This window comes from Enterobacter sp. WP_7_1 (assembly GCF_003688535.1).
GTDB classification, from domain to species: Bacteria; Pseudomonadota; Gammaproteobacteria; order Enterobacterales; family Enterobacteriaceae; genus Enterobacter; species Enterobacter asburiae.
Genome location: NZ_REFK01000001.1, coordinates 963,051 through 980,719 on the forward strand (window position 1 = coordinate 963,051; position 17,669 = coordinate 980,719).

General features: G+C 54.4%; 19 protein-coding genes. 10 read left to right on the forward strand and 9 right to left on the reverse strand.

Going from position 1 to position 17,669, the window contains the following annotated elements; translation table 11 throughout:
- Positions 1–59 precede the first annotated feature (59 nt).
- The 6 genes from chbB to chbG all read left to right on the forward strand — a co-directional run bounded on the left by chbB (position 60) and on the right by chbG (position 5,284).
- Positions 60–377 carry a PTS N,N'-diacetylchitobiose transporter subunit IIB gene (gene chbB, locus BJ885_RS04780; RefSeq protein WP_008500676.1) on the forward strand — a complete coding sequence of 106 codons (318 nt, stop codon included), beginning with the start codon at positions 60–62 and terminating at the stop codon, positions 375–377.
- A gap of 79 nt (positions 378–456) precedes the next feature.
- Positions 457–1,815 (forward strand): PTS N,N'-diacetylchitobiose transporter subunit IIC, encoded by a 1,359-nt coding sequence (gene chbC / locus BJ885_RS04785; protein ID WP_063142894.1) that lies wholly within the window; start codon positions 457–459, stop codon positions 1,813–1,815.
- 47 nt (positions 1,816–1,862) lie between these two features.
- Positions 1,863–2,210, forward strand: a complete 348-nt coding sequence (chbA, locus tag BJ885_RS04790; protein ID WP_121931298.1) for a PTS N,N'-diacetylchitobiose transporter subunit IIA — start codon at positions 1,863–1,865, stop codon at positions 2,208–2,210.
- Between the two features lie 29 nt (positions 2,211–2,239).
- A complete protein-coding gene (chbR, locus tag BJ885_RS04795) occupies positions 2,240–3,058 on the forward strand; it encodes a transcriptional regulator ChbR (RefSeq protein WP_047648049.1) in 819 nt (272 codons plus the stop codon).
- A 109-nt stretch (positions 3,059–3,167) separates the two neighbouring features.
- Positions 3,168–4,523, forward strand: coding sequence for a 6-phospho-beta-glucosidase (locus BJ885_RS04800; RefSeq protein ID WP_121931299.1), 1,356 nt, complete (start codon positions 3,168–3,170; stop codon positions 4,521–4,523).
- Positions 4,524–4,534: 11 nt separating this feature from the next.
- Positions 4,535–5,284, forward strand: coding sequence for a chitin disaccharide deacetylase (gene chbG, locus BJ885_RS04805; RefSeq protein WP_121931300.1), 750 nt, complete (start codon positions 4,535–4,537; stop codon positions 5,282–5,284).
- A gap of 61 nt (positions 5,285–5,345) precedes the next feature.
- On the opposite strand, the gene katE is transcribed toward chbG, so the two are convergent.
- Positions 5,346–7,595: a catalase HPII gene (gene katE, locus BJ885_RS04810; RefSeq protein ID WP_121931301.1), complete on the reverse strand. Its 2,250-nt coding sequence runs from the start codon at positions 7,593–7,595 to the stop codon at positions 5,346–5,348.
- Between the two features lie 86 nt (positions 7,596–7,681).
- On the opposite strand from katE, the gene cedA reads away from it, so the two are divergent.
- On the forward strand, positions 7,682–8,038 hold the full coding sequence (gene cedA / locus BJ885_RS04815; RefSeq protein ID WP_074399117.1) for a cell division activator CedA: 357 nt from the start codon (positions 7,682–7,684) through the stop codon (positions 8,036–8,038).
- Positions 8,039–8,086: 48 nt separating this feature from the next.
- Here the strand turns inward: cedA and BJ885_RS04820 are convergent, their stop codons facing one another.
- The 3 genes from BJ885_RS04820 to hxpB form a co-directional block, all read right to left on the reverse strand.
- The gene (locus BJ885_RS04820; RefSeq protein ID WP_029740442.1) at positions 8,087–9,478 is read right to left on the reverse strand and encodes an L-cystine transporter; all 1,392 of its coding nucleotides are present in this window, start codon (positions 9,476–9,478) and stop codon (positions 8,087–8,089) included.
- A gap of 127 nt (positions 9,479–9,605) precedes the next feature.
- Positions 9,606–10,196, reverse strand: a complete 591-nt coding sequence (locus BJ885_RS04825; protein ID WP_014883483.1) for a metal-dependent hydrolase — start codon at positions 10,194–10,196, stop codon at positions 9,606–9,608.
- Positions 10,197–10,297: 101 nt separating this feature from the next.
- A complete protein-coding gene (hxpB, locus tag BJ885_RS04830) occupies positions 10,298–10,969 on the reverse strand; it encodes a hexitol phosphatase HxpB (protein WP_121931302.1) in 672 nt (223 codons plus the stop codon).
- A 148-nt stretch (positions 10,970–11,117) separates the two neighbouring features.
- On the opposite strand from hxpB, the gene BJ885_RS04835 reads away from it, so the two are divergent.
- Positions 11,118–11,654, forward strand: a complete 537-nt coding sequence (locus tag BJ885_RS04835; protein ID WP_121931303.1) for a YniB family protein — start codon at positions 11,118–11,120, stop codon at positions 11,652–11,654.
- Positions 11,655–11,689: 35 nt separating this feature from the next.
- On the opposite strand, the gene BJ885_RS04840 is transcribed toward BJ885_RS04835, so the two are convergent.
- The 3 genes from BJ885_RS04840 to pfkB form a co-directional block, all read right to left on the reverse strand.
- Positions 11,690–12,550, reverse strand: a complete 861-nt coding sequence (locus BJ885_RS04840) for a fructosamine kinase family protein (protein ID WP_024909435.1) — start codon at positions 12,548–12,550, stop codon at positions 11,690–11,692.
- Positions 12,551–12,655: 105 nt separating this feature from the next.
- The gene (gene ghoS, locus BJ885_RS04845; RefSeq protein ID WP_033145271.1) at positions 12,656–12,946 is read right to left on the reverse strand and encodes a type V toxin-antitoxin system endoribonuclease antitoxin GhoS; all 291 of its coding nucleotides are present in this window, start codon (positions 12,944–12,946) and stop codon (positions 12,656–12,658) included.
- A 106-nt stretch (positions 12,947–13,052) separates the two neighbouring features.
- The gene (gene pfkB, locus BJ885_RS04850) at positions 13,053–13,985 is read right to left on the reverse strand and encodes a 6-phosphofructokinase II (protein WP_047648043.1); all 933 of its coding nucleotides are present in this window, start codon (positions 13,983–13,985) and stop codon (positions 13,053–13,055) included.
- Positions 13,986–14,280: 295 nt separating this feature from the next.
- Between pfkB and BJ885_RS04855 the strand changes: the two genes are divergently transcribed.
- Positions 14,281–15,039, forward strand: coding sequence for a YdiY family protein (locus BJ885_RS04855; RefSeq protein WP_029740435.1), 759 nt, complete (start codon positions 14,281–14,283; stop codon positions 15,037–15,039).
- 80 nt (positions 15,040–15,119) lie between these two features.
- Here the strand turns inward: BJ885_RS04855 and yniD are convergent, their stop codons facing one another.
- Together yniD and yncL are read right to left on the reverse strand one after the other, a co-directional pair.
- A complete protein-coding gene (gene yniD / locus BJ885_RS04860; RefSeq protein ID WP_008500658.1) occupies positions 15,120–15,227 on the reverse strand; it encodes a small membrane protein YniD in 108 nt (35 codons plus the stop codon).
- 98 nt (positions 15,228–15,325) lie between these two features.
- The gene (gene yncL, locus BJ885_RS04865) at positions 15,326–15,418 is read right to left on the reverse strand and encodes a stress response membrane protein YncL (RefSeq protein WP_071886547.1); all 93 of its coding nucleotides are present in this window, start codon (positions 15,416–15,418) and stop codon (positions 15,326–15,328) included.
- 321 nt (positions 15,419–15,739) lie between these two features.
- Between yncL and thrS the strand changes: the two genes are divergently transcribed.
- Positions 15,740–17,668 carry a threonine--tRNA ligase gene (gene thrS / locus BJ885_RS04870; protein ID WP_008500657.1) on the forward strand — a complete coding sequence of 643 codons (1,929 nt, stop codon included), beginning with the start codon at positions 15,740–15,742 and terminating at the stop codon, positions 17,666–17,668.
- The last annotated feature ends 1 nt before the right edge of the window (position 17,669 follow it).

Here is a 17,669-nt window from a genome sequence, read left to right on the forward strand (position 1 = left end):
CGGGACAGCAACTCGAGTGATAGCGCGATGGCAGGTAGTCATACAAGAGGGAAATCACGATGGAAAAGAAACATATCTACCTGTTCTGCTCAGCGGGCATGTCTACGTCGCTTCTGGTGTCTAAGATGCGTGCGCAGGCTGAAAAGTATGAAGTCCCTGTGGTGATTGAAGCGTTTCCAGAGACGCTGGCGGGCGAAAAAGGCCAGACAGCCGATGTCGTTTTACTGGGGCCGCAAATTGCCTATATGTTGCCCGAAATTCAACGACTGTTACCGAATAAACCGGTCGAAGTGATCGACTCGGGGCTGTACGGCAAGATTGATGGTTTAGGTGTTCTTAAAGCTGCTGTGGCAGCAATTAAAAAAGCTGCTAATTAATTTTTATTTTTCCCGTCAAAGAGTTATTTCACACACAATACGCCGTAACATGCGTTACGGCATTTAAGGGTATTTTCCTATGAGTAAAGTCATCGCTTCACTTGAAAAGGTACTCCTTCCTTTTGCTGTTAAAATAGGAAAGCAGCCTCACGTTAACGCCATCAAAAACGGCTTTATTAAATTAATGCCGTTGACGCTGGCCGGGGCCATGTTCGTTTTAATTAACAACGTTTTTCTGAGCTTTGGTGAAGGTTCCTTCTTTTATTCATTAGGAATTCGGTTAGACGCTTCCACTATTGAAACCCTTAATGGTTTTAAAGCCATCGGCGGCAACGTCTATAACGGTACGTTGGGGATTATGTCGCTGATGGCGCCTTTCTTTATTGGGATGGCGCTGGCAGAAGAGCGTAAAGTGGATCCGCTGGCTGCCGGGTTATTATCCGTCGCCGCTTTTATGACCGTGACGCCATACAGCGTGGGTGAAGCCTATGCCGTTGGCGCCAACTGGCTGGGTGGGGCCAACATCATCTCCGGTATTGTTATCGGCCTGGTGGTGGCAGAAATGTTCACCTTCATTATTCGTCGCAACTGGGTTATCCGCCTGCCGGATAGCGTACCGGCTTCCGTATCTCGTTCATTTTCCGCGTTGATTCCAGGCTTCATTATTCTCTCCATCATGGGGATTATCGCCTGGGCGCTCTCCCACTGGGGCACAAACTTCCACCAGATCATCATGGACTCTATCTCTACGCCGCTGGCGTCGATGGGTGGCGTGGTCGGTTGGGCGTATGTGATTTTCACCTCTCTGCTGTGGTTCTTTGGCGTGCATGGTTCACTGGCACTGGCCGCGCTGGACAGCGGGATTATGACCCCCTGGGCACTGGAAAACGTTGCGCTTTACCAGCAGTACGGCTCCGTTGACGCGGCGCTGGCAGCGGGTAAAACCTTCCATGTGTGGGCGAAGCCGATGCTTGACTCCTATATCTTCCTGGGCGGTACCGGGGCGACCTTGGGTCTGATCATCGCGGTCTTTATTGTCTCTCGTCGTGCTGACTACCGTCAGGTCGCGAAGCTGGCGCTGCCATCAGGCATCTTCCAGATTAACGAACCGATTCTGTTCGGTCTGCCAATCATCATGAACCCGGTAATGTTCATTCCGTTCATCCTGATTCAGCCGCTGCTGGCCGCCATTACCCTGACGGCGTATTACCTGGGCATCATTCCACCGGTCACCAACATTGCGCCGTGGACCATGCCGGCGGGCCTGGGCGCCTTCTTCAACACCAACGGCAGCGTCGCGGCCTTCCTGCTGGCGATATTCAACCTCGGGATTGCTACCCTGCTGTACATGCCGTTTGTGGCGATTGCCAACAAAGCAGCCACCATTATTGATGAAGAAGAGAGCGAAGAGGATATCGCCCTCTCACTGAAATTCTAAGATTGACCGGCGCGGGGAAGCCCGCGCCAGCCACAAGGAGCTTAAAAATGTTAGATTTGGATAGTATTGTCGCGGACGAAGCCGTCGAGAACGATCTCGAAGAAGTGGTGATGGGGCTTATCATCAACTCCGGACAGGCCCGCAGCCTGGCCTATGCCGCGCTGAAGCAGGCCAAGCAGGGGGATTTCGCCGCCGCGAAAACCATGATGGAACAGTCCCGCACGGCCCTGAACGAAGCGCACCTGGTGCAGACAAAGCTGATTGAAGGCGATCAGGGCGAAGGGAAGATGAAGGTCAGCCTGGTGCTGGTCCACGCGCAGGATCACCTGATGACCTCGATGCTGGCGCGTGAGCTGGTGGCGGAGCTCATTGAGCTTCACGAGAAAATGCACTAAGTCAGACTGAGTAGCAGGAGGTCAGCACGATGGAAATTAAAACCGCACTTGAACAGCAGCTGTTTAACGGCAAAAATTTTCACGTGGTTATCTACAACAAAACGGAGAGCGCCAGTGGTCTGCACCAGCATGACTACTACGAATTCACGATTGTTCTGACCGGCCGCTACTACCAGGAGATCAACGGTAAGCGCGTCCTGCTTGAGCGAGGGGATTTTGTCTTCCTGCCGATGGGGTCTTATCACCAGAGCTTTTACGAATTTGGTGCCACCCGTATTCTGAATGTGGGCGTCAGCAGACGCTTCTTTGAGAAGCACTATCTGCCGCTGGTGCCGTTCTGCTTCGTGGCCTCCCAGGTCTATCGTGTCAAAAACGAGTTTATGACCTGGATTGAAACGGTTATCGCCTCGCTTAACTTCCGCGACAATGAATTTGATGAGTTTATTGAAACGGTGACCTTCTACGTGATGAACCGGCTGCGCCACCATCGTGAAGAGCAGCAGGTGACGGATGATATTCCTCAATGGCTGCGCGGCACCGTTGAGCTGATGCACGATAAAGGCCAGTTCAGCGAAAATGCGCTGGAAAATATGGTGTCCCTGTCGGGGAAATCCCAGGAATATCTGACCCGCGCGACGCAGCGCTATTATCGTAAAACGCCCGTGCAAATTATTAATGAAATCCGCATTAATTTTGCCAAGAAACAGCTGGAAATTACCAACTACTCTGTTACCGATATTGCGTACGAGTCAGGATACAGCAGTCCCAGCCTGTTTATTAAGACCTTTAAAAAATTGACTTCATTCACACCGAACAGTTACCGGAAAAATTTAACGGTAATTAATTAACTTTCGGCGGATTACCCGCCACAAATATTGCTTTAATGGCTTGCCCAAATAGCGGGAAGAGTACGCTATAACTTGCAGGCGATTAACCTGATACGCTAAGGGAGATATTATGCAGAAGAAATTAAAAGTCGTAACCATTGGTGGCGGCAGCAGCTATACCCCGGAATTACTTGAAGGTTTTCTGAAACGTTACCATGAATTACCGGTCAGCGAATTATGGCTGGTGGACGTGGAGGAAGGTCAGGAGAAGCTGAATATTATTTTCGACCTGTGCAAGCGCATGGTGGAGAAAGCGGGCGTGCCTCTGACCGTGCATAAAACCCTGGACCGCCGTCTGGCGCTGAAAGATGCGGATTTCGTCACCACCCAGCTGCGCGTCGGCCAGCTGAAGGCGCGCGAGCTGGACGAGCGTATTCCGCTGAGCCACGGCTATCTCGGGCAGGAAACTAACGGCGCGGGCGGCCTGTTTAAAGGCCTGCGTACCATCCCGGTCATTTTCGACATCGTCAAAGACGTGCAGGAGATCTGTCCGAACGCGTGGGTGATTAACTTTACCAACCCGGCCGGGATGGTGACCGAGGCGGTCTATCGTCATACCGGTTTCAAACGCTTTATCGGCGTCTGCAATATTCCTATTGGTATGAAGATGTTTATCCGCGACGTGCTGGCGCTGACCGACGGTGACGATCTCTCCATCGACCTGTTCGGCCTGAACCACATGGTGTTCATTAAAGACGTTATCGTGAACGGAAAATCGCGCTTTGCCGAACTGCTCGACGGCGTGGCTTCCGGTCGCCTGACGGCGGCATCGGTGAAAAACATCTTTGACCTGCCGTTCAGCGAAGGGCTGATCCGCTCGCTGAACCTGCTGCCGTGCTCGTACCTGCTTTACTACTTCAAGCAGAAAGAGATGCTGGCCATCGAAATGGGCGAGTACTATAAGGGCGGCGCGCGCGCGCAGATCGTTCAGAAGGTCGAGAAGCAGCTGTTCGATTTGTATAAAGATCCGAACCTGAACGTCAAACCGAAAGAGTTGGAGCAGCGCGGCGGGGCCTACTACTCCGATGCGGCGTGTGAAGTGATCAACGCCATCTACAACGACAAGCAGGCGGAGCACTATGTTAACGTGCCGCACCACGGCCATATCGACAATATCCCGGCGGACTGGGCGGTTGAGATGACCTGCATCCTGGGACGCGATGGCGCTAAACCGCATCCACGCATCACCCACTTCGATGATAAGGTCATGGGCCTTATCCACACCATCAAAGGCTTTGAAGTGGCGGCAAGCAACGCGGCGCTGAGCGGCGAGCTCAATGACGTGCTTCTGGCGCTGAACCTCAGCCCGCTGGTGCATTCCGACCGCGATGCGGAGCAGCTGGCCGGCGAGATGATCCTGGCGCATGAAAAATGGTTGCCGAACTTTGCCGCCACGATCGAGAAGCTGAAGTTCAAACATCACTAAGAGGACGCACAATGGAAAACCTGCTGATCGTTAATGCTGATGATTTTGGCCTCTCGAAAGGCCAGAACTACGGCATTATTGAAGCCTGTCGCCGGGGAGTTGTGACCTCTACCACGGCACTGGTGAATGGCGAGGCGGTTGAACACGCGGCGCAGCTGAGCCGCGAGGTACCTGAGCTGGGCGTCGGCATACATTTTGTGCTGACGCTCGGGATGCCGCTTTCGCCAATGCCGGGCCTGACGCGCGACGGCCAGCTGGGCAAATGGATTTGGAAACTGGCAGAGCAGGATGCTCTGCCGCTCGAAGAGATTGCCGGCGAGCTGGAGCGTCAGTTCAACCGCTTTATTGACGCGTTTGGTAAGGCGCCGACGCACATCGACAGCCATCACCACGTGCATATGATCCCGGCGATTTTCCCGATTGTCGCGGAGTTTGCGCAGCGCAAAGGCGTGGCGATGCGCGTGGACAGGGAGGCGCGCGGCGTGCCCGACTGCGCCGTGACCACCACGGAGGGGTTCAGCAGCGCATTTTACGGCGACGAGATCGACGAAGCGCTGTTCCTGAAGGTGCTGGATGATTCCGCAGCGCGGGGGGAAAAGTCGCTGGAGGTCATGGCGCATCCTGCTTTTGTCGATAACACCGTGCGGAAAAGCGCCTACTGCTGGCCGCGCCTGGCAGAACTTGACGTGCTGACGTCGGCGTCGCTGAAGTATGCGATTGCCGAGCGTGGGTATCGGTTGGGGACGTTCGGGGATTTGTGAGAAATTCCCCCTCACCCTAACCCTCTCCCTTTCAGGGAGAGGACCGGGGTGAGAGTATTTTTTACGCCGGGATCTGATCAATCTTGCTGCTGCGCGACCACACCCTGTGCGCGGCGAGCAAATCAAACAGCTTCGTCATGAACGCATCGTCAACGTTGTCGCCCTCGACAATGCCGTCCTCACCCTGATCGGCCACCTTCAACTGCGCCTTAAACCGTCGCGCGTCGCCGGACAGCGCGATCGGTTTCAGGTGCTTGTAGGCTTCCAGCAGATAATACACGGCGTCACCGTTGGTCAGCAGGCTGTCTATATCCCCGCACGGCACAATCACCGCGTCAACGGTCAGCGATGGCGCCCCGGCAAAGGTCGCCGCCACCGGCAGCACGGAGCCGTCATCGGCGGTCACTTCCCCCATGCGGGAATAAAGCAGTTTCGCATGCACGCCCTGGGTTTTCAGCGCCTGCATGATCCCCAGCACGTCGCTGGCGCGAGTTTTGTCGTTCAGCAGGATGGCGACCACGCGGCCTTTAATCGAGCCACCCGGCACGGCATACAGGCTCAGCGACGGATCTTTCTTCACGCCGTTAACCTCTTTCGGCGGCGCAAGGTTGCGCTGCTCATCGGTCAGCGTAATACCCAGGTTATCCGCAACGCTCTGGGCGAGCTGAATATCAATGCGCGCCAGCTGATCGACCACCCGCTCGCGAATGTAGGTACGCACCACTTTACTCAGCTCAAAGCTGAAGCCGCCGATAATGTGCTGTTGCTCAATCGGCGTCTGGCTGTTCCAGAACAGGCGAGGGTGGGCGTAATACTCGCCGAACGACGGGCTGCGCTCGCGAATTTTGTTGCCGTCGATACGCTCCTGGTACGATTCGAATCCGCCGCGTTTTGGCGCCGGCGGCGTTTCCCGCGGCCAGTTATCGTTGATGGAGTTCGGCTCATAGTTAGCCGGGTTGGTATCAATATCCTGACGGTGCATCCCGTCGCGCTGGAAGTTGTGGTACGGGCAGGTTGGGCGGTTAATCGGAATTTCGTGGAAGTTCGGCCCGCCGAGACGGCTGATCTGCGTATCGGTGTACGAGAACAAACGTCCCTGCAAGAGCGGATCGTTGGTGAAATCCAGCCCCGGTACGATATGCCCAGGGTGGAACGCGACCTGTTCGTTTTCAGCGAAGAAGTTATCAGGGTTGCGGTTGAGCACCATTTTACCCACCAGCTGAACCGGCACCAGCTCTTCCGGGATCAGCTTCGTCGGGTCAAGAAGATCGAAATCAAACTTAAATTCGTCCTCTTCCGGTATGAGCTGCAGGCCCAGTTCGTATTCCGGGAAGTCGCCCGCTTCAATGGATTCCCACAGCTCGCGGCGATGGAAGTCCGGATCGCGCCCGGTCAGCTTCTGCGCCTCGTCCCATACCAGCGAGGCTTTACCCGCCACCGGCTTCCAGTGGAAGCGGACAAACGTGGCTTTACCCTCGGCGTTGATCAGACGGAAGGTGTGGATGCCAAACCCTTCCATGGTGCGATAGCTGCGCGGAATGCCGCGGTCTGACATCGCCCACATCACGTTGTGTAAGGTTTCAGGCTGCAGGGAGACGTAGTCCCAGAAGGTGTCGTGCGCACTTTGTCCCTGCGGTATGGCCCAGTGGGGCTCAGGTTTTACCGCATGGACAAAGTCAGGAAATTTATGCGCGTCCTGAATGAAGAACACTGGGGTGTTATTGCCCACCAGATCGAAAATACCCTCTTCGGTATAAAACTTGGTGGCAAAGCCGCGGATATCTCGAACCGTATCTGCCGAACCTGCGCCGCCCTGTACGGTGGAGAAGCGCACAAATACCGGAGTGATTTTATCCGGGTCGGAGAGGAAATCCGCTTTGGTGATCGCTTTCAGGCTCTTGTATGGCTGGAAGTAGCCGTGCGCAGCGGAACCGCGCGCGTGAACGATGCGTTCCGGAATGCGCTCATGGTCGAAATGGGTGATTTTTTCCCGCAGGATGAAGTCTTCCAGCAGGGTTGGCCCGCGCGCGCCTGCGCGAAGGGAGTTCTGATCGTCAGCAATGCGCACGCCCTGATTGGTGGTGAGCGCAAAACCTTCGCCGCCTTTACGGTGTGGCTCAAGCGATTTCAGCTTCTCGTTTCCCGTGTCCGGCGATTTCACGCTTCCCGGCGCGGTAGGCTGTTCGCCCGGCGCGGAAGGGCCAGGGGAGGGGCGGTGAGAGCCGTCAGCAGGGGCAAGAGAGTCCATACCCGGTTGAGATTCCTCAGTGCCATGAATCGGTGATTGATGTGTTTTATCTTTGTTCGACATTGCACGCTTCTCCTTTATCCATTGCTAAAAACCCTATTAAGGATAGAACAATGTCGCGAGATGGCTCGCGAACTAAGAGTTTTCACATGCCGTCATTAGCGAAAGGAGCCATCCCACCCACTCGGAGCGCGACGGAAGGCAGCAGGATCGGCTATCATAGAATTTTCCTGCTTCAAGAATTTGCTTTAGTGAACCAGTCGCTTATGAAACCTCTTCGTCAACAAAACCGCCAGGTTATTAGCTATGTGCCCCGCGTTGAGCCCGCGCCGCCTGACCATGCCCTGAAAGTGGAGGGTTTTCGCGATGTCTGGCAGCTGCGGGGGAAATATGTGGCCTTTGTGCTGATCGGCGAACACTTCCGTCGTTCACCCACGTTTACGGTGCCGGAATCGGCGCAGCGGTGGGCGATGCAGATCCGCCAGGATGAAGAGGTTGAAGAATAACAGCCATAAAAAAACCGCCATCAGGCGGTTTTTTTATTTCTACCGTGATTAACGGTGCGCCAGCTCGGCGTCGTCTTCACTTTCCAGAATCGCTTTGTCGGTCTGCTTCAGCCACTGGCTGGTCAGCGTACCGGCGGTCATGGAGCCGCTCACGTTCAGCGCGGTACGGCCCATGTCGATCAGCGGCTCAACGGAGATCAGCAGCGCGACCAGCGTCACGGGCAGGCCCAGCGCTGGCAGCACAATCAGCGCGGCGAAGGTTGCGCCACCGCCAACGCCCGCAACGCCTGCGGAGCTGATGGTAACAATCCCGACCAGCGTGGCAATCCAAACCGGATCCAGCGGGTTGATGCCCACCGTCGGGGCGACCATCACGGCCAGCATCGCCGGGTACAGACCCGCACAGCCGTTCTGACCAATGGTGGCACCAAAGGAGGCAGAGAAGCTGGCGATGGATTCAGGCACGCCCAGACGACGGGTTTGCGCTTCAACGTTCAGCGGAATAGACGCGGCGCTGGAACGGCTGGTGAAGGCAAAGGTCAGTACCGGCCAGACTTTACGGAAGTATTTCAGCGGGCTGACGCCGTTCACGCCCAGCAGGATGCCGTGCACCACGAACATAATGCCCAGGCCCAGATAAGAGGCGACAACGAAGCTGCCCAGCTTAATGATGTCCTGCAGGTTAGAGCCGGCAACCACTTTGGTCATCAGCGCCAGCACGCCGTAAGGGGTGAGCTGCATGACCAGACGAACCAGCTTCATCACCCAGCTTTGCAGGGTGTCAATCGCGGTCAGCACGCGTTCGCCTTTTGGCGCGTCGTCTTTCAGCAGCTTCAGCGCCGCTACGCCCAGGAACGCGGCGAAAATAACCACGCTGATGATCGAGGTTGGGCTCGCACCGGTCAGGTCAGCAAACGGGTTCTTCGGAATGAAGGAGAGCACCATCTGCGGCACGGTCAGATCAGCCACTTTACCAACGTAGTTGGTTTGAATCGCGGTTAGACGCGCCGTTTCAGCGGTACCCTGAACCAGGCCTTCTGCGGTCAGGCCAAACAGGTTGGTGACCAGCACACCCACCAGCGCGGCAATCAGCGTGGTGAACAGCAGCGTACCAATGGTCAGGAAGCTGATTTTTCCCAGCTGCGTGGCGTTATGCAGGCGGGCCACGGCGCTCAGAATAGAGGCGAACACCAGCGGCATAACGATCATCTGCAGCAGCTGGACATAGCCGTTACCGACGATGTTGAACCACTGAATAGAGTCTTTCAGAACTGGATTATCGGAGCCATAAATTGCCTGTAATGCCAGACCAAATACGACACCCATGGCCAGACCAACCAGCACTTTTTTCGCCAGGCTCCACTGTTTGTGGCGCGCCTGCGCGAGAAGCAATAGCAATACAACGAACACAACGACGTTCGCGATGAGTGGAAAATTCATCCCCGTTCTCCTGATTTATTATTGGGTCGGTTTTTACCGATCCTGTTGGCGGAAGGTTAGCAGAAGTGTGATGTAGCGCTTATATCCAAATGGAATGGGTTATGACAAATGGGATGATTTTGTCGGTTTACTGTTCAATCTGGTGATGAATAAAGCGATTGAACTGAAATTGCAGCGAATTAATCATCTGGGATGACCAGCGGACTGCACTGTTTTCGGGCAATGTTTGCGGCATCCAGACGGCGTAAGCAAACAGCGCCATGCACAATACGCGCTCAAGCTGGTTGCCTTTCTGCGGTGCGAGGATGGGAAAACGGAAGCGCCAGCGGCAGGGCCAAAGCAGCGGCACGCCCGCAGGCGTCAGCATATCGGCGAGAATATGGCTTAAATAGCCCAGCACCATCCCCTGGATGGCATCGGCGGGGACTATCCAGCTTTCGGGCACTTTTAAATAAAAAAGCGTCAGCAGGCCAAACACGGCCAGCAGGCTGTGCGTAAACCCCCGGTGGCCGAACGCGCGGGCGATGGGTTTCGACACCCACTTCAGGCGTTGTCCGAGGAAAGATTTAGGATGGTCAATGTCGGGCAGCAGACAGGTCAATACGGCGGAAGGGACAATATGCCACCAGTCCCCCTGTGCCAGCACGGGGGTGAGTTCAGCGTTTTTGGCAAATACTGCGCACGCAATAGAAAAAAGCAGGTGGCCTTCCGCCGTCATGATAAAACCCACAAAACTGTCAATTCATACAGTATAGGGTTTTTATACAGTAGGCGGAAGAGGTGACGGTGTAACTGTTTGTCACAAACCGGAGGAGGGCGTTAACCTCCGTGCAGATGATGCGCCGTGAGTTCTGCCAGTGAATTAAGCTTCACATCGGCAAGAGCAAACCGGGGATCGTGACGGCCTTCTTCAGCGGGCACCACAATGGAGCGCATCCGCGCAGCCTTCGACGCCACCATACCGTTAACGGAATCTTCCAGCGCAACGCAGTTGAGGGGATCCAGGCCCAGCTTTGCGGCGCAGTCCAGATAGACCTGCGGGTGCGGCTTGCTGTAAGGCAATTTTTCAGCGGACGCCAGCGCGTCGAAACTGTCGCGCAGTTCAAACATCGTGAGCACTTTTTCCAGCATATGCAGCGGTGAAGCGGAAGCCAGGCCAACCTTCAGTCCCTGGGCTTTACACAGCGCAACGGCCTCACGTACGCCGGGCAGCAGCGGCCTGTTATCTTCCACCAGCGAAATGGCGCGGCTGATAATGCGTGCGGTCACCTCATCGCGATTGGGACCTACCCACGGCTGTTGGGCAAACCACAGGTCAACCACCATATCGATGCGCAGGCCCAGCGTATCGGGAAGTTCATTACGGCGGCTGATATCCACGCCCAGGCTGGCCATAACGTCCAGTTCGGCGCGATCCCACAGCGGTTCGGAATCGATCAGCAATCCATCCATGTCAAAAATTGCGGCAAGAATTTGGCGCGGTGTCGACATCACAACGTCTCCTTATCCAGGGTGTTCGACAGACGATACGTGCTAAGCACAATCTGCAATTTAGCATATTGCTTTTAAAGAGCGGGCGAAATTGATGACCAGCAGGTAGACTTAGGCACAAATAACGCGTCTTTATGAAGAGGAACTGATGACGTATCAACAAGCTGGACGCATTGCGGTCTTAAAACGTATTGCTGGCTGGGTGATTTTTATTCCTGCCGTCATTTCTACGCTGATTTCTGTACTCAAATTTATGTACGATCACAGCGAAAAACAGCCGGGTATCAATGCGGTAATGCTTGATTTCGCTCATGTCATGATTGAGATGATGCGTTTTAATACGCCATTTTTGAATGTCTTCTGGTTTAACTCACCCACCCCGGATTTTCATCAACAGCTGAATATCGGCTTTTGGGTGATATATGCCCTGATCTTTGTCGCGCTGGCACTGCAGGCCTCTGGCGCGAGAATGAGTCGCCAGACGCGCTTTTTACGCGAAGGCGTTGAGGATCAGTTGATTCTGGAGCAGGCCAAAGGCCCGGAAGGAATGAGTCGGGAGCAGATTGAATCCCGCATTGTTGTGCCGCGTCACACCATATTCCTGCAAATTTTCCCGCTCTATATTCTTCCCGTGATTATCATTGTGGCGGGATACTTCTTCTTCACACTGCTCGGTTTTCTGTAAGCGATAGGGGTGGCGGCAAGGCCACCCTTTTCTTCTCAGGCGGCAAGCATACGCTCGAGTGCCCGCTGCGCGTTAACAAGGTGTTCTCCGCCAAAAAGAATGGCTCGGTTCATCAGCGTATAAAGCTGATACACCGGCTGGCGGTCGAGGAAACCGGGCGGCAGGGGGGAAACAGACTGGTATCCGTCGTATATCTGCGGCGGCTGTTCCGGATGAAGCGGCAGCATGGCAAGATCGCACTCTCTGTCACCCCAGTAGCAGGCCGGGTCAAAGATGTACGGGCCGTTGGGACCCAGCGCGCAGTTATCGGACCACAAATCGCCGTGAAGCAGCGACGCCTGAGGCTGGTGGGATGCCAGACGCTGTTGAACGTGCTCGACGATGGCATCAATATTGCCAAATTCCAGCCCTTTCTCGGCGGCCAGCTCAAGCTGCCAGCCAATGCGCTGCTCGGCAAAAAATGTCGACCAGCGCCGCTGCCAGGCATTGGGCTGTGGCGTGGTGGAGAGGTCGTTGTCAAAATCGAGACCAAACTGCGGCTGGTCGCTCCATTGATGCAGGCGCGCTAGCTGTTGGCCGAGAATGAACGCATTATGGGCATCCAGCGGCCGGGCGGGGAGATATTCCATTACCAGGAAGCTGTAGTCGCGGTCGCTCCCCACGGCCAGAACCTGCGGGACCGTGACCGTTTTACTGCGCGACAACAGCTCCAGCTGGTCGGCTTCGGCGGTAAATATTGGAAGCAGCTCTCGCTCATCGCACTTAACGAAAAGATCGCGTCCTGCGTAGCGTAAATGCCACGCGGCGTGGATCTCACCGCCTGGCAGTTCGTTACGCAGTTCAATTTCACCTTCACCCAGCTGCTCACGTAAAAGATGACTGATAGCCTGCCACATGTTGTCTCTCCCATGTTGTCTGCCAGATCATAAAGTTAGCGCATAACTGCGGTAAAAAAATACGAACTAACGCACACCTGAGCGGTTTAAATTCATACAGCGCACTTATTGTTCTTTTTTCCGCCAGCTTTCCCAGGTATCCACGTCAATTTCGGCAGGCTTGTCGGTCACGCTCTCCACCAGACTGGCGGCCAGCGCATGAACCTCTTCCTGGCTCAGGGCGCCGATCAGACCAAATGTCAGGGTGCCTAAATCATGAATATTGCCCTCGTCATCCGTCAGGGTGAGGAGAAAATTAGCCCGGGTGAAAGCATTGTTGAGCTCATTCAGCTCGGTCAGCGATGCTTCATGAAGGTTGATGGTCACGACGTAGCGTGTGATGTCACCACTGCTCATAATTCACCTCATTGTTATCATGGAAGTTTTCTTAGCATAGTCGATAGTTTGCGTTTGGCGACCCAGAGAGGACATTCCCCTCCGTAAAGACGAAGGGGAAAAGGCGTTAATTTCGGGACAGGTAATCGACGATTTTTTGCGTATCGGCAAGCGAACAGAGACGCGTGCCCTGGTTGATGGTGGCGGCGCTACCCGCCGCCACGCCGTAGCGTGTCATCTCGAGCAGAGACGCGCCCTGCGCCAGTTTTAGCGTCATCGCACCCACCATGCTATCGCCCGCGCCAACCGTGCTCTGACTCTTCATCGGCGGTGGGACAACCTGAACGGACGAAGACTCATCGACTGCCAGCGCCCCCTGAGGGCCAAGGGAGACAACTACGCGCCGCGCTTTTCCGCTGCGCACCAGCTCCTGCGCGGCGGTGCGCACATCATCAGGCTGCGTCAGTTCGCGGTTGACCAGCGCGCTTAACTCTTTCTGGTTGGGTTTGACCAGCTCCAGATTGCCCGGCACCAGGGCCGCCTGCAGGGCCTCGCCGCTGCTGTCGACAATGCAGCGGATGCCGCGCTGTTGCGCAGCCTGAATCAGCGCTGTTAATTTTTCCGTGCTTACGCCGGGCGGCAGGCTGCCGCTTATCACCAGCAGCGCGCCGCTTTCTATCGTTAGCACTTTCTCTTCAAGCTGACGAAACTCGTCATCGCTGAGTTTCGCGCCCGGCATGACAAAACGGTACTGCTCGCCGCTGGATCCCACGTGGACATGCAGGTTTTGCCGCGTCCAGTCTTTGGCCTCAACGGTTTCAACAGCCACCTGTTCATCGGCCAGTAGAGAGACCAGGTGTTCACCGGTGGCACCGCCTGCGGGGAAAATTGCCGTGGCTTTGCCGCCGAGATGTGTAATGGCGCGCGCCACGTTGATCCCGCCGCCGCCGGGCTCAAAGACCGGGGCGCTACAGCGCAATTTACCTTCCGGGTAAATCTGCGGCGTCAGGGTGGCGGAATCCAGGGAAGGGGAGAGCGTCAGAGTATAAATAGAAACCATCATTACCTCCTTTTAGCATGGGTTCTTATTAGCCTGGCACCATTTGTCAGGAAGGCAATGTAAATAACAGTATGATTTTAAATATGAATACTGACAAAAAGTGAGGCGGGGGATATATAAAATAAAACGCTTTTTGAGAGCGTTCTTATTCAAAAAATGAAATAAGAAAACATTGCTATGTTATTTGCGGCTTTTTATAATTTGTTACCTTTCTCTGGACGCCTTGTCATTGATCCTCAAGAAAGATTCCGGGACCGTGTGGTCTCTTTTTTTGTTGTACGGACTCCTTAATAAAATGAAGCTTTTAAAGACAGTGCCCGCTGCACTGATGCTGGCGGGTGGCGTGTTTGCGGCTATGAACGCGACCGCTGATGATACCGTTTTTACTGTCATGGACGATCCTTCCACCGCGAAAAAACCGTTTGAAGGTAACCTGAACGCCGGGTACCTGGCACAATCCGGTAACACGAAAAGCTCTTCTCTGACGGCGGACAGTACGCTCACCTGGTACGGCAACACCACCGCCTGGTCTCTGTGGGGTAATGCCAGCAACACTTCCGCTAATGACGAACGTTCTTCCGAGAAATATGCGGTAGGCGGACGTAGCCGTTACAACATGACCGACTATGACTACCTGTTTGGACAGGCAAGCTGGTTAACTGACCGTTACAACGGTTATCGCCAGCGCGATGTGTTCACCGCCGGTTATGGTCGCCAGTTCCTGAACGGTCCGGTACACAGCCTCCGTTTTGAATTCGGTCCTGGTGTGCGTTATGACGAGTACACCAATGGCGATACCAAAACCCAACCGCTCGGTTACGCTTCCGGTACCTATGCCTGGCAGATGACTGACAACACCAAATTTACCCAGGGTGTTTCTGTATTTGGTGCCGACGACACGACGCTGAACTCTGAGACGGCGCTGAACGTGGCTATCAACGAACACTTTGGCCTGAAAGTCGCCTACAACGTGACCTGGAACTCTTCACCACCAGAATCTGCGCCGGATCATACCGACCGCAGAACCACGGTTTCACTGGGTTATAGAATGTAATAAAAGCGGGCCGATGATAAGGTCGGCCCGTTTATTGTTTGCGGTCTTTTGACGTCCCTTCTGATGACTTGTCTTCCCCACTAGCCCCAAATCATTGCCGCCCAACGGAGTAGCAGCATTGCGCCGCAGATGGCAATCAGCACCAGCACCATTTTCCAGTGTTTTACGGCAAATCGTTTAGTTGGCATAACCTAATCCTTGTTGGTTGATACCCACAGTCTACCAAACAGGGCCGAAATATGCCCCTTCTCAGGTTCGATTGGGTTATGCCAGCGCAGGGTTCGGCTCAGAACCAGTGGAATCGTTCGGCGAGAATCAACAATAAACCTGTGGCGGAAAGGACATTCAATATCACAACCGTTCTGCTGGATACGTTCATGGTATGCACCTTTGGGTTTAAAGACCTGTTCAAGAGTAGCCCAGCATCTTCGAAATGCGAGCGCAGGGGAGAAGCAACCTGCAAATTCGTACAAAAGTGCCAGCCATCAATCTGGCCGCAGAGGGTGCAATCTCCTTTCCGTTAGTGTTAACATTACGTCGCTTGCCGTAAATCCGCATTAATCTGAATTCGGCAGGTGAATGATGACGAACCAATTTGACGATTGTTGGTCAGATGGTGTCGTAATCTATTGTCAAATCACGATTATTTTCTTTGTATATGCTCTTATGTGTGGGGCATCACTGCAAATAAGGATATAAAATGCCTGTAATTACTCTTCCTGATGGCAGTCAACGCCATTTCGACCGTGCTGTTAGCCCAATGGATGTTGCCCTGGACATCGGTCCTGGTCTCGCGAAAGCGACTATCGCTGGCCGCGTTAACGGTGAGCTGGTGGATGCTTCCGATCTGATCGAAAACGATGCGACGCTTGCAATCATCACTGCTAAAGACGAAGAAGGTCTGGAGATCATTCGTCACTCCTGCGCGCACCTGTTAGGCCATGCCATCAAACAGCTGTGGCCAAACACCAAAATGGCGATCGGTCCGGTTATCGACAACGGTTTCTACTATGACGTTGACCTTGACCACACCCTGACTCAGGAAGATATCGACGCGCTCGAAAAACGCATGCACGAGCTCGCCGAAACGAACTATGACGTCATCAAGAAGAAAGTCAGCTGGCACGAAGCGCGTGAAACCTTCGTGAAGCGCGGCGAGAGCTATAAAGTCTCTATTCTTGACGAAAACATTTCGCATGATGACAAGCCTGGCTTGTACCATCACGAAGAATACGTCGACATGTGCCGTGGACCGCACGTGCCGAACATGCGCTTCTGTCATCACTTTAAGCTGATGAAGATCGCGGGCGCCTACTGGCGTGGCGACAGCAACAACAAAATGTTGCAGCGTATTTATGGTACCGCGTGGGCCGATAAAAAAGCCCTGAACGCGTACCTGCTGCGCCTGGAAGAGGCGGCGAAGCGTGACCACCGTAAAATCGGTAAGCAGCTTGACCTGTACCACATGCAGGAAGAAGCGCCGGGTATGGTGTTCTGGCATAACGACGGCTGGACTATCTTCCGTGAACTGGAAACTTTCGTACGCTCCAAGCTGAAAGAGTACCAGTATCAGGAAGTGAAAGGCCCGTTCATGATGGACCGTGTGCTGTGGGAAAAAACCGGCCACTGGGACAACTACAAAGATGCGATGTTCACCACCTCGTCTGAGAACCGTGAATACTGCATCAAGCCAATGAACTGTCCGGGCCACGTTCAGATCTTCAACCAGGGTCTGAAATCCTACCGCGACCTGCCGCTGCGTATGGCGGAGTTCGGTAGCTGCCACCGTAACGAACCATCAGGTGCGCTGCACGGTCTGATGCGCGTTCGTGGCTTTACTCAGGATGATGCGCATATCTTCTGTACTGAAGATCAGGTCCGTGACGAAGTTAACGCCTGTATTCGTATGGTCTACGATATGTACAGCACCTTTGGCTTCGAGAAGATCGTCGTCAAACTCTCAACGCGTCCGGAAAAACGTATCGGTAGCGATGAGACCTGGGATCGCGCAGAAGCGGATCTCGCCGTGGCGCTGGAAGAGAACGGCATTCCGTTCGAATACCAGCTGGGCGAGGGCGCATTCTACGGTCCGAAAATTGAATTTACCCTGTATGACTGCCTCGATCGCGCATGGCAGTGCGGTACTGTACAGCTGGACTTCTCCCTGCCGCAGCGTTTAAGCGCCTCTTATGTTGGCGAAGACAACGAGCGTCAGGTACCGGTAATGATTCACCGTGCAATTCTCGGTTCTCTGGAGCGCTTCATCGGCATCCTGACCGAAGAGTTCGCTGGCTTCTTCCCAACCTGGCTTGCGCCAGTGCAGGTCGTGGTGATGAACATTACCGATTCTCAGGCGGATTACGTTAAAGAATTGACGCAGAAACTACAAAATGCGGGCATTCGCGTAAAAGCAGACTTGAGAAATGAGAAGATTGGCTTTAAAATCCGCGAGCACACTTTACGTCGTGTCCCGTATATGTTGGTCTGTGGTGATAAAGAGGTGGAAGCAGGCAAAGTTGCCGTTCGCACCCGCCGTGGTAAAGACCTGGGCAGCCTGGACGTAAGTGAAGTGATTGAGAAGCTGCAACAAGAGATTCGCAGCCGCAGTCTTCAACAACTGGAGGAATAAG